Below are 14,085 nucleotides of genomic sequence, written 5' to 3' on the forward strand. Positions count from 1 at the left end.
ACACACGAGATCAGTCATAAAAATAGGAAGGGAGGATGAAATAGATGAGTCAATTTAAAAGGGATCAAGTTCAAGACATGTATTATCTGTCACCGATGCAAGAAGGAATGCTGTTTCATACCCTCCATCATCAAGAAAAGGGCTTCTATGTAGAGCAAATGGATATGAACGTTAAGGGCACACTGCATCATGACTTACTTGAGAAAAGCATGAATATCATCGTGGAGCGGTACGATATTTTTCGTACCGTGTTTCTCCACGAAAAAGTAAAGCGCCCTGTCCAAGTTGTGCTAAAGGAGCGTCCTTTTACACTTGATGTTGTGGACTTGCAAGATCTTTCTGAAGACGAACAGCTTGAACGTATCGAGAAATTCAAACAACAGGATCAGCTGAGAGGATTTGACCTCTCGAAGGATTCTCTCATGCGGGCATCTGTTTTCCAAACGGGTTTTGCCAGCTATCGCTGGATATGGAGCTATCATCATATCCTTCTGGATGGCTGGTGCTTTGGACTTGTGGTGCAGGAGTTGTTTGCGATTTACCATGCACTTTTACATGACGTTCCTTATAAGCTAGAACCGGTCAAACCATATAAAGAATATATAAAGTGGCTGGAAAAACAAGATAAACAAGCATCACTTCAATATTGGCAGCAATCATTAGCAGGGTTTGATGGACAATCAACCTTTAAAGAACAGCGAAAACAAACGAATGAACATGAATTAGGCGAAATTGAATGGTCCATGAGCAAAGAAGAAACGGCTGCTTTGTCAGAGTTAGCGCTGCAGCAAAATGCGACGTTAAGCAGTGCGCTTCAATCCGTTTGGTCGGTTCTGCTGAGCAGGTATCAGCGGTCAAATGATGTGCTGTTTGGAACAGTTGTGTCAGGACGCCCGGCAGACTTGGCTGGCGTTGACAGGATGGTTGGATTGTTCATCAATGTCATACCAAGAAGAATTCAGCTGACAGATTACATGACATTTCGTGCACTCCTGTCAGAAACACAGCAGCAGTCTCTGGCAGCCGAGCCGCACCAATATATTCCCATTTATGATATTCAGGCAAAGACAGGTCAGCAGCAGCTCATTGATCATATTGTCGTGTTTGAAAATGTCCCAGCCGCAAAGAAGGACGAGCAAGAGGCACGGTTAGGGTTCACGGTGGAGAACATGAATGTCTATGAAAAATCAAACTATGATCTCAATCTGCTCGCATCGCCTGGAGAAGAATTGCTATTGAAGCTGGCCTTTAACAAAAGAGCGTTTGATCCTCAATTTGTTCACAAGTTAAAGGAACAGCTCAGTCTATTGATAAATGAGGCGGTCAAGCATCCCGATCAATCGGTTCATACACTCCCGCTCGTCACGAAGCAGGAAAAACAGCAGATTCTTGAGGAATGGAATGCACCTGAGCTTGAGCATGACCAATTATATTTATCGAAATGGTTTGAGCATAATGTGGGCAAACAGCCAAATGCAGTGGCACTATCAGCAGAAGAGCAAACGATGACATATGCCGAGCTGAATGAACAGGCCAATCGATTGGCAAGGCATTTGCAAAAAAATGGGACTGAACATCGAACGGTCATCGCCATTTTAGCCGATCGAACACCTGAACTCATTGTCAGTCTGCTTGCTGTTTTAAAAGCAGGCGCAGCCTATGTGCCAATTGATCCTGATTATCCAGAAAGCCGCATTCAATACATGCTTAAAGACAGCGGAGCGACGCATCTCCTGACTCACTCATCCTTTATTGGTCAGGCGAAGGGACTCGGGTTTACTGGTACGTATCTGTTTGCAGATGATCAGGAAATTTCACTTATGAGCTCAGAGAATCTGCCGCTAGAAGCAGGTTTACACGATACGGCATATATCATGTATACATCAGGTACAACGGGTCAGCCAAAAGGCATCATGACAACCCATTCCAATATTGCCCGGGTGGTTAAAAATACGAACTACTTAACCATTTCAGAAACAGACACACTGCTGTCGCTATCCAACAGCGTATTTGATGGCTTTACCTTTGATGTATATGGTGCGCTTTTAAATGGGGCAAAGCTTGTCTTGCCGAAAAAAGACACCATTTTAGATATGCATGAGCTGACGGAGCTCATTAAAAGAGAAAGCATTTCTGTCATGTTTGTTCCAACTGCTTTATTTAATCTTCTCGTTGATGAAGAAACCGATTGGATGCACAGTGTGCGCAAGGTGTTATTCGGAGGGGAGCGTGCATCTGTACAGCATGTGAGAAAAGCCTTTGATGTCATGGGAAAAGGCAGACTAATCAATGTCTACGGCCCAACCGAATCAACCGTTTTTGCCACCTATTATCCTGTAGATGAAGCTCCGCCGATAGAAGCGCATTCTATTCCAATCGGAAAGCCGATTAACCAAACGGGTGCTTATATATTGAGCCAGCAAGGACAGCTTCAGCCGATTGGAATGGTCGGAGAACTTTGTCTCAGCGGCAAAGGGCTTGCGAAGGGGTATTTGAATCGTCCTGATCTGACAAAAGAAGCCTTTATCACACATCCATTTGCTACGGGAGAAAGGCTGTATCGTACGGGAGATTTGGCTTATTTTCGAGCAGACGGTCTGATTGAGTATGCAGGCAGAGTGGACGATCAGGTGAAAATTCGCGGCCACCGAATTGAGCTGACAGAAATTGAAGCCCACCTTCTCATGCATCCAGGCGTAAAGCAAGCTGCCCTTATAACGGATCAGCATGGCTCGCAGCATACAAGACTGCTCGCCTATATGACATGTGAGGAGAAGTGGAAGGACAAAGTTGATGTGATCAAGTCAGGGCTGAAGGAGAAACTTCCGGCTTACATGCAGCCTCATGAGCTGATCAGACTTGAGAAAATGCCGCTGACACCAAATGGAAAAGTTGATAAACGTCAGCTGCCAAAGCCAGAAGCGCCTCAAGGAAACCGCCATGTGAAGCTTCCGGCAAATGAGGTAGAACAAAAGCTGCTTGTCATGTGGCGTGAAGTGCTTGAACGAGATGATATCAGTACAGATGACCATTTCTTTGAGCTTGGAGGACATTCTTTAAAAGCGATGTCGCTTTTATCAAAGGTGTCGAAGGAATTCGATGTTCAGGTGCCTATTCACTTGTTGTTTGAGACGCCTACAATTGAAGCCATGAGCCGTTATATTCAACAGCAGGATCATGAAGCTGCCGGCTATCTTGTATTCAATGAATCTCAAACGCCAACAGTCTTTGCTCTTCCGCCATTACCCGGCTATGGCTTTATCTATCAGGAAGCTGCCAAAACGCTCGATAGTCTTCGTTTGATCGCCTTTGATTTTATTGAAGCTGATCACCGCATGACGCAATACGTTCAGCATATTCAGCACCTTCAGCCTGAAGGGCCGCTGACTTTGATGGGTTACTCTGGCGGGTGCTATCTGGCCTTTGATCTCGTTCAAACGCTTGAACAAGCAGGGCGGACGGTGGAAAAGGTCATCATGATCGATTCCTATAAGAAAATTGGAGAAAGTGATTTAGAAGGACGATCCATCGAGGACGATATCGCAGCGATTGTTCATCAATCAAAGCAAAGTGAACTTGCCCAAGAAGAGCTCGTTCAAGAAGCGCTTGCTCAAAAAACGCGGGCTTATTATGAAACATTTGTTAAGGGGGTGAATCAAGGAAAGATACAAGCAGATATTGATTTCATCCAATCAAAAGAGCAAATTGAGATTCCAGACTGGATGGATCATTGGGAAAAGGCGACGACCGGTGCTTATCGCTATTATCAAGGCTACGGTCAACACGCTGACATGTTCAAAAACAAAGAATGTGCAGCCCAAAATGCCCAGCTGATCCAAAAGATCGTGAATCAAAAAAATAGAGAAGCCGTTTTGTAAACTTTAGTTCAGGCAGGGGTGCATATTGGCAGCCCTGCCTGTCAAAAAAGGAAAGGAACTCATATGAAACCATCAATTATAAATAAATCAAATGTACATGAATCAATCGATACGATTTTACAAGATGTACAGAGAACGATTTTACAAACCAACGAAATCGAACGCTTCGCTGTTTTTTCTCATGAAAAAACCATTCGACCGCGGCCATATCACCTCTCTCATTTATTTCTCGACAATCACATGGAGCAGGAGGCCGCAGCTGAATCGATACAGACGCAAATGGCTTCCCCTGCTTTAGCGGACATGCCGCCCGCCCTTTCCTATGGAGGGGATCTAGATGTTAAGGCAGGAGCCCAAACCTTGCAGGACGCCTTAACAGAGGCGGCAAAAACGAAAAATGGTCTGACTTATATCGTCAATAGTGAAAATGAACTCACACAATCCTACGCGCAGTTAAAGGAGGACGCCGAGCGGGTTCTGACAGGTTTGAGGGCGTTAGGACTTGAACCGGGTGATCCTGTATTCTTTCAGTTTTCATCCAATCATGCGATGGTAACAGCCTTTTGGGCGTGTGTGTTAGGCGGATTTGTTCCAACACTAGTGTCCGCCGCACCGACCTATCGGGAAATGAATGCCTCCGTGAAGAAGCTTCATCATGCGTGGAACCTGCTGGAGCATCCGCTCATTTTAACAGATGACTCGCTGGTTGATGAGGTGCAAGGCTTAGCTTTATTGTGGCATACAGACAAGTTACGTGTCGCAGCCGTTGAGCCGATGCTTTCTTTAGAAAGAGATAGAGAAGCTTATCCAGCGTCACCGGATGATTCAGTCTTTTTTATCTTAACGTCTGGAAGCACAGGGATGCCCAAATGCGTAGAACATTCTCATCGAAGCGTGCTGGCGAATGTCAAAGGAACAGTGGCAGCCAACGGGTTTACACAAGAGGATGTGTCGTTAGACTGGATGCCTTTAGATCATATTGGCGGTATTGTGATGTTTCACCTTGTCAATGTGTACACGGGCTGTGAGCAGGTTCGGGCAAGAACAGATGATTTTATCGCTCAGCCGCTGCGCTGGCTTGACTGGATGGACCGCTACCGTGCAACGAAGACATGGGCGCCTAACTTCGCATTTGCGATGATCAATGATTATGAGAAAGACATCTCGTCAGGATCTTGGGATCTTTCTGCTATGACCTGTATGATCAATGGGGCAGAAGCGGTCGTACCGAAGACGATTCAACGATTTTTACACTTGTTGGCTCCACATGGCTTAAAGGGAGACGTCATTAGACCAGCATTCGGCATGTCTGAAATCTCTTCAGCCGTTGTCTTCTCTTTTGCGATAGAGCGGGGAGATGAAAGCAGCGGGGTTCTAACCTTTGAGGAAACATCACTCACAGAGCAGCTAAGACCAGCGGAGGCACGGGAGACAGGAACCGTCAGCTTTACAGAGCTGGGAAGACCAATTCCGGGTATTACGATTCGTATCGTTAACCATCAGCATGAGCTTCTTCCCGAAGATCATATTGGCAGTGTGCAAATTAAAGGGCCGACGACAATGAAGGGCTATTACAAGAATGACGAAGCGAATCAAGAAGTTTTTCAAACAGACGGCTGGTTCCACACGGGGGATTTAGGTTTCCTGCACGAAGGAAGGCTGACATTAACCGGTAGAGAAAAAGACATGATCATCATCAACGGGAAAAATTATCACAACTATGAAATTGAAGTCATTGCAGAAGAAGTACCCGGCGTCGAAACGAGCTTTGTAGCCGCTTGTTCCGCTCGGATGGAAGCATCTGCATCCGACGAGCTGATTCTCTTTTTTACACCGAAGCTGTATGAACCTTCTTATATCATGAGGGCAAGTCAAAATATTAAATCCCAAATTGCAACAAAAATGGGGCTATCTGCATCGCGCGTGATCCCTGTCCAGAAGCATGCCTTTCCGAAAACAAGCTCTGGAAAAATAGAGAGGGCACAGCTCAAGAAGCGATGGCAGGAAGGCGAATTCGATGAAATCATCAAGGAGCTGGACATCAGACTTGAAAATGAACACACCTTGCCTGATTGGAGTTTACAAAAGAAGTGGATACCTGCTCCGCTCCATGAAGCTCAAAAACAAACATTAGGGAACACGGTGATCTTTGCAGATACATTAGGACTGGCAGATCAATTGAGATCCCTTTCAAGCAATGAAGAAACCTATATTACGGTTGAACCGGGTCAAGCATTCACACAACTCACACATACACACTTCATCATCCACCCGAATCGGCCGTCTGACTACGAACAACTCTTTGAGACGCTCCGTTCGTATGGCGTTTCGGTGAAACAAATCATTCACCTTTGGAACTACACAACTCAAGAAGACACACTTCATGCAGCGTTTGCAAAAGAAGCGCAGAAAACTGGCAGCATGAGTGCATTATATGTAACAAAAGCGATCGCTGCCTATGAGGAGCCAGTAGAGATCACCTTTATCTCTGCTCATGCGATGAATTTGCCGGAAGATCAAACACATGATGTGGAGAAAGCAACGACAGCAGGATTGATGACAGCTGTTCAGCATGAATGGCCGTTTATCAAGGTGCGGTGTCTTGATTTTTCTCTAGCAGAATCAGCTGCTGGTCGTTCTCATGCATCATCGATTATGACAGAGCTTACACATGACACAAGCCATCATATCGCCGCTTATCGCGAAGGTGTTCGTTATACTCCTCTTTTAACGCCGCTTCATCTGGAAAAAGAACAAAGGAGGAAGAAGCCGCCGTTTGAATCATCCGGGCTTTACGTGATAACAGGCGGGCTTGGCGGCATTGGGCGGTTGCTGAGTGAGCACCTGCTGACATCCTATCAAGCGCATCTTGTGCTGGTTGGAAGAAAGGCGAGAGAGGCTTTATCTGTGGAGCAGCAAGACGTATTGATTTCACTTGAGAAATTAGCGGAAAAGCGCGGTGGCACAGTTCTTTATGAAAAGGTGGACATCACTGACGCAAAAGCCATAGAAGCCTTGATCTCAAAACAGGAGGCAGCTTTAGGCAAAAGGCTGCATGGCGTCATTCATTTCGCTGGCATCATTCAAGAAGAGCTGCTTCGTGACATGACGTCTGTGTCATTACATGCGATGTACGAAGCGAAGGTATATGGCACGATTGCGCTACATGAAGCAGCTTCTAAACGGCAGAATGTCTTATTCCTTTCTAGCTCGTCAGCTCGAACGTTAAAGGGCGGGATGACCGTTGGCGCTTATTGCGCGGCCAATGAGTTCGTTGAACAATTTGCTCATTATCAGAGGCTCACCTCTACAGTAAAGCCGTATTGCTTTAGCTTTAGTATGTGGGATGAGACGGGAATGAGTGAAGGCTCAATGATCAAAGGCATGCTAAAAGAAAGAGGCTACCTCCCGATTCCAAAGCGGGCAGGCATTCAAACAATGCTGGCATGCTTGATGACAGATACTCCTCTCATTTATATCGGGTTGGATCGATCGAAGCAGGATATTCAAGAAATGATACAGGGGGATATTCAAACAGAACAGGCCGTATATGTCTTTTTCAAGACTGATCAAACAACGGCTATTGAAGAAAGGCTGTATCAGTCCATTTATACGTGTATACAGTCTCGTCTATCTGGGGAATGTTCCGTACATCTCTATCCTGAAGAATACTGGAAAGAAACAGAGGATGGGATGCCGGACGAAGTGCATTTCAATGAATTAATAGAGGAAAGTGGACAGGGTTCAGAGGACAGAGCACCTCAAACTGAGACGGAAAAACTCTTGGCGCGCATTTGGTCCGAACTGCTTGATGTTTCAAACATCAGCTGTGGTGATCATTTCTTTCTACTCGGAGGTCATTCGCTCAAGGCAACGCAAATGCTGTCAGCTGTTAGGCAGAAAACGGGATTTGACGTGCCGCTCGCCGTTCTTTTTGAGCATACGAGACTTGGAGAGTTAGCGGACTGGATTGATTCATATGCCAAAGCCGATGAAGCGATTCCGATACGGAAAATAGAAAAGGGTCAGGAGCTTCCGATGTCCTATGCTCAGCAAAGACAGTGGTTTCTCTATCAATTACAGCCCGATCTAGCATTATACAATAATACGATTTCCTTTCGGATGAATGGACCTTTAGATGTAAAGGTGCTTCAGCACAGCCTGCAGCAAATGGTGCAAAGGCATGAATCGCTCAGAACATCCTTTGCGATGAACGGCGATGAACCGGTACAGATCATACATGAGCATATGACTCTTCCAGCGCTTGAGGTGGTAGATGTATCAGAGCTGGCATCACAGGAAGAAAAAGAACAAAAAGCGGCTGAATGGGCGAAAAGAGAAGCGGGCACACCTTTCCGCTTAGAGCAAGATGCACTTTTTCGCGCGAAATTAATTCGGCTGTCAGAAACAGATCATTTGCTGCTGATGTCCATTCACCACATCGTGTCAGATGGCTGGTCGATTGGCATTGCCGCAAGGGAGCTATCCGAATGGTATACAGCGATGATCGAGGGGAGGGAGCCTGATCTCTCACCACTGCCAATTCAATATGCAGATTACGCACTATGGCAGAAGGAGTATTTGACGGGAGAAACACTTCAGAAGCAGCTTTCCTATTGGAAGGAGCAATTTGCGGTACCTGTGGAAGAGTTGATGCTGCCGTATGACTACACGCGTCCGGCCGTTCAATCCTATAGGGGAAAAACGAAAAAATACCGCTTGTCGAAGCCGTTATCAGACCAGCTGGCGGTTCTTTCTAAGAAAACAGATAGCACCCTTTATATGACATTACTTTCGGCTTTCTCTACCTTGCTGCATCGATTGTCTTCACAGGATGAGTTTGTCATTGGATCCGTCATTGCCGGGAGAAATCGGACGGAGATGGAGCAGCTCATCGGATTTTTCGTGAATACGCTGGCACTTCGGATCGATCATAGCGGGAATCCGGCTTTCACAGAGCTATTAGAGCGAGTGAAGGAAACAACAATGGGTGCCTATGCACATCAAGATGTGCCGTTTGAGATGGTCGTAGATGAACTGAATATTGTACGTGAGGCTGGAAAGCAGCCGCTGTTTCAGGTCATGTTCGTTCTGCAAAACCTGCCTCTTGAAGCATCACCGATGGGTGAGGCGACATCCGTTTTAGCAATTGAAGATAACGATACGGCCAAGTTTGATCTATCCCTGTTTGTTTTTGAAGGGGCGGAAGGTCTTCAATTAAAACTAGAGTATGATGCAGACTTATTTTCTGACGACACGATGGAACGGTTCCTTCGTTACTACGAACAGCTGCTTGCGTGTATTTGTGAAAATCCAGCACAGCCGATCAGACAAATGAATTATCTGCCAGAGAAAGAGAAGCAGAAGCTGCTCTATGAATGGAGCGGCAAAACAGAACAACCAGCAGGCCCGCTTCTCATCACAGAACGGTTTGAAGCACAGGTGAAAAAGACACCTCATGCGATTGCCCTCGAATCTGGGGAAGACCAGTGGACGTATCAGGAGTTACAAGAGAAAGTCAATCGGCTTGCCGCTTATCTGCAGCAGCGAGGAGTGAAGCCGCATGAACCAGTAGGGCTGCTGATCGACAGGTCGCCTGAAATGATTTTTGGGGTGCTGGCGATTGTGAAAGCAGGCGGGGCCTATGTCCCAATTGATCCTGAATATCCAGATGCACGAATTGATTATATGCTGAGGGATACAGGTATTCAGCTGTTACTAACAAAAAATGAATGGCTGAAACAAGTCTCGATCAGTCAAACCGAGCTCATTTGTCTTGATCAGGGATATGAAGAGTTTTTATCGGAGGGAGAACTCCAACCTGCTGCCCTCAAACCTGATGGACTCGCTTATATCAATTACACATCAGGATCAACCGGTCAGCCAAAAGGGGTTTTGATTCCGCATCAAGCGGTCATTCGGCTTGTATGTGAAACAGATTATGTCACCCTTGATGAACATACGCGTATTTTACAAATCGCTAGCTTTTCCTTTGATGCCTTTACGTATGAAATATGGGGAGCCCTGCTCAACGGAGGAAGGCTGATACTGACCGATCGAAATACGATTTTATCAATGGATACGCTGGCTGACACGCTGACATCTTACAAGATCACAACAGGATTTCTGACAGTGCCGCTGTTTAACCGATTAACAGAGGAACATCCAGAAGCTTTATCTGGATTCAATGCCTTATTGGTCGGTGGTGATGCTTTGTCAGCTGCTCATATCCGTAAAGCGCTGCCGTATTTACCTGAAGGCCTTTTAAACGGCTATGGACCAACTGAGAATACGACGTTCTCCTGTGTGCATCACATTCGGGCAGTGGATGAGGGGCAGGTGGCGGTTCCTATCGGTCAGCCAATTGCGTATTCACAAGCTTATGTACTAGACGACCAGCTGCAGCCGGTTCCACAAGGTGTCATTGGAGAGATCTATGTAGGCGGTACAGGGCTTGCACTCGGTTACCTTGGAGATGAAGAAAAAACATCACAATCATTTATCCCGCATCCTTTCCAAGAAGGAGCGCGTTTATATAAAACTGGCGATCTGGGCCGCTGGCTGCCAAACGGCATCATCGACTGCCTAGGAAGAATCGATCATCAGGTGAAAATTCGCGGACACCGCGTCGAATGCGGGGAAATTGAAGCCGCTATGCTGCGCTTTGAAGACATCATAGAATGTGCAGTCATTCCGCATCAGCATGAGAGTGGCCACAAGCGGTTGATCGGTTATTTTGTCCAAAAGGGCAGCGTGACCACGCAAGACATTCGCCATCAATTAAAAGAAATACTGCCAGATTATATGGTGCCAAGCCTATTAATAGAGCTGGAGGAACTCCCGCTCACGGCAAATGGCAAGGTAGACCAAAAACGTCTCCCGCCGCCAGAGTGGAGACAGGAAGAAGTGGACAAACCGGCTGACAAGGCACTCAGTGAGGAAGAACGTGTACTGGAAAAAGTGTGGACTCAGCTGCTCGGCGCTCCTTCGATTGGCGTACATGATAACTACTTTGAGCTTGGCGGAGATTCGATTATTGTCATACAAATGGTGGCGCGCTTAGCACAGGAAGGCTACGTCATTCAGCCGAGAGATGTATTTGAAAAACAGACGATTTCACAACTGGCACTTGCTATGAAAAAGTCAGATGCTGCTGCGTTCTATGATCAGTCGCCTGTCACAGGAGCAGTTCGTCTACTTCCGATCCAATCATGGTTCTTTGAGCAATCATTGATAAACCAAGATTACTGGAATTTATCTGCGCATATGGAATTCAAGCAATCCATACAGCTCAAGCAGCTGACACAGGTTCTCTCAAAAATTGTCGATCATCACGATATGCTGAGAGCGATTTATACAAAAGCAGCAGATGGCTCGTGGATTCAAACCACTCGTGCGCCCGGCATCACCCCTTGTGTCACCTTCTTTGATCTGACGAGTGTTTCTCAGGAGGAAGCGCTGGAACAAATCCGCATGGAGACCGCCGCTTGTCAAGGAACGTTGTCATTAGAGCGAGGGGAAGTCATCAAAGCCGTTCTTTTTCACACAAGTGATGGTATGTCTGAACTCTTTATCGCTGCCCATCATCTTGTGATGGATGGAATCTCATGGCGCATCATACAGGAAGACCTATTAAATGGACTGAAGCAGCTTGCGGCAGGGCAGGAAATCGCGCTTGCAAAGAAAACTGCGTCCTATCAGCAGTGGGCAGAGGCTCTTTATGAATATGCACAAACCGATCAATTACAAGAGCAGGTTCCTTTTTGGCAAAATATCATCAGTCAAGAGGAAGAGGGTTCTCCTTTTCAAACACCTGCGCTTTTCAATATAGAAGAACATGCAGAGATCCTGTCTATTCAATTAACGAAGGATCAAACAGATATTTTACTAAGACAGGCATCTCAAGCGTATCGAACAGAGGTAAACGATTTACTTTTATCAGGACTCACGCAAGCCGTTGGAAAGCCGCTGCTTATTACGTTAGAAGGGCACGGACGCGAGGATTTATTTGAACAGATGGATTTGTCACGAACAGTCGGATGGTTTACAAGCTCTTATCCTATTTTTATTCCTTTTATTCAAACCGATGTTGAGAGACAAATCAAAGATGTCAAAGAAACCTTAAGAGCTGTGCCGCAAAAGGGAATAGGCTATGGCTTACTTCAATACATGACAGCATCTCGTTTACTCAAAAAGGCAGCGCCGCAGATGAGCTTTAATTACCTTGGACAGTTAGATCAAATAGACGGTGAGACACACCTTTATATAGCTGATGAACGAAATGGACATGTACATGATCCAAAAGCAGAAAGACAGCATTTGATCGATGTGTACGGATATGTTGTGAACGGTCAGCTTCAGATGAATTTTATGATCAATCGTGAACTGCTTCAGTATGAAGAGGTGCGCCTGTTACCTGAACGATTCAAAGAAAAAATGGAGGATATTCTGACGCATTGTGTAGAAACAAAAGGCGGTTTTACGCCATCTGATTTTCCAATGGTTCAGCTGACGCAAAAGCAAATCGATGATCTCCCAGACAATGTAGTGGATGTGTATCCACTATCTCCAATGCAGCAAGGGATGCTGTTTCATGCTCTATTAGATCAAGCGTCACAGGCGTACTTTGGTCAAGTGCATATGACGCTCGAAGGCTTAACGGACGGCGCAGCCTATGAAAAAGCCTGGAATCTGCTTGTGGAACGTCATTCGATTTTGCGGACAACATTTGCTTGGGAAGGGCTAAAGGAGCCTGTTCAGTTGATTCAATCAGAAGGCAGCATTCATCTCACTCAGCACGATGTGCGCCACCTGAGTGAAACGGATCAGAAGGAAGCCATCCAGCAATATTTGCAAACAGATCGTTTAAAGGATTTCAAACTAGAAGATATGGATGAACCGCTGATTCGTATTGCCTTATTCCATCGTGATGAAAACACATGCACGTTTGTTTTTAGCTTTCATCATATTTTAATCGATGGCTGGAGCTTGTTCAGCTTTATTGAAGAATCCTTTTCTTTGTACCGCTCTCTTGTGGATGAACGGGAGGTGGATCTTCCTGCTGTCCGTCCATATAAAGATTTTATAGAGTGGCTGCAAAAGCAGGATCAAGAGAAGGCGCTAGCGTTCTGGAAACATTATATGTCAGGAGTAGAGGAGGCCACGCCACTTCCAGGAGACGATGGGCATGCTTCAGATGAAGATGCAGGTGTTGATCAGCTAAGTATCAAACTAACGCCCGAGATGCAGGAGAAACTCGAAAAGATGACAGGCAAGCAGAAGGTGACAATGAGCACCCTGATTCAGACAGCATGGGGGCTGCTTTTGCATCTTCATTCAGGATCTGATGATGTCGTGTTCGGAGTGACAGTATCAGGACGGCCGGCGGATTTACCACAGGTTGAAAGCATGACAGGGCTCTTTATTAACACATTGCCGCTCCGTTTGCCGATCACGCCAGAGTGGACCATTTCCAAGCTGCTGGCACATACGCAGGACACAGTTTTTCAGATGCGGGAATTCGAATATACCGTACTGCCAGATATTCAGCAGCTGACCCACATCCCGAATGGAGATTCATTGTTTAACAGCATTGTCGTGTTTGAAAACTATCCGATTGAATCTATCGAGCCATACGGAGTGCGTATTGTAGACATTGCGAGTCATGAAGAAACGAACTATGACCTGACCCTTGTGGCAGTTCCGGGAGATACGCTGGAGCTTCGGGTCACATATCGCCTCAATCAATATACAGAAAAGCAAATACAATCGTTGATGCAGCAGCTGATCCACACACTTGAAGCGATGACAGAACAAATGGAGACACCCCTTTCTTCCTTCACAATCGTGACGAATGAAGAAAAAGAGCGGATAATCACCGATTGGGCGAAAAACGCACAAGTCAGTGTGCTGTACCCAGATCAAGAAGAGGTCTATTCAGGTGTGCATGATCCTTCCTGTGAGACGGAAATATATGTCCTGAGCGAAGAGCATCAGCTCATGCCGATAGGATTCCCTGGAGATATTTTTATCGGCGCAAAGGATATCAAAGCACTTTGCGGGGAGCTTGCTGATTGGATGGAGACGCATAAAATTCCGCATCCATTCAAACATCAAACTGGCGAATACCTCTATCCGACAGGTGATGTCGGCGTTTGGACTGAAAAAAATAAGATTCAGATTTTGGATTGGATGTAGGAGGAGAAGA

Annotated in this window: 2 protein-coding genes; both read left to right on the top strand. The window is 45.9% G+C overall.

Features of this window, described 5'->3' with window-relative positions; genetic code table 11:
* The first annotated feature begins 44 nt into the window (after nucleotides 1–44).
* The gene (locus ACN6NB_RS01820; RefSeq protein WP_064498652.1) at nucleotides 45–3,878 is read left to right on the top strand and encodes a non-ribosomal peptide synthetase; all 3,834 of its coding nucleotides are present in this window, start codon (nucleotides 45–47) and stop codon (nucleotides 3,876–3,878) included.
* A gap of 63 nt (nucleotides 3,879–3,941) precedes the next feature.
* On the top strand, nucleotides 3,942–14,075 hold the full coding sequence (locus ACN6NB_RS01825; protein WP_474253206.1) for an amino acid adenylation domain-containing protein: 10,134 nt from the start codon (nucleotides 3,942–3,944) through the stop codon (nucleotides 14,073–14,075).
* The last annotated feature ends 10 nt before the right edge of the window (nucleotides 14,076–14,085 follow it).

The organism is Bacillus sp. 11B20 (assembly GCF_056098985.1).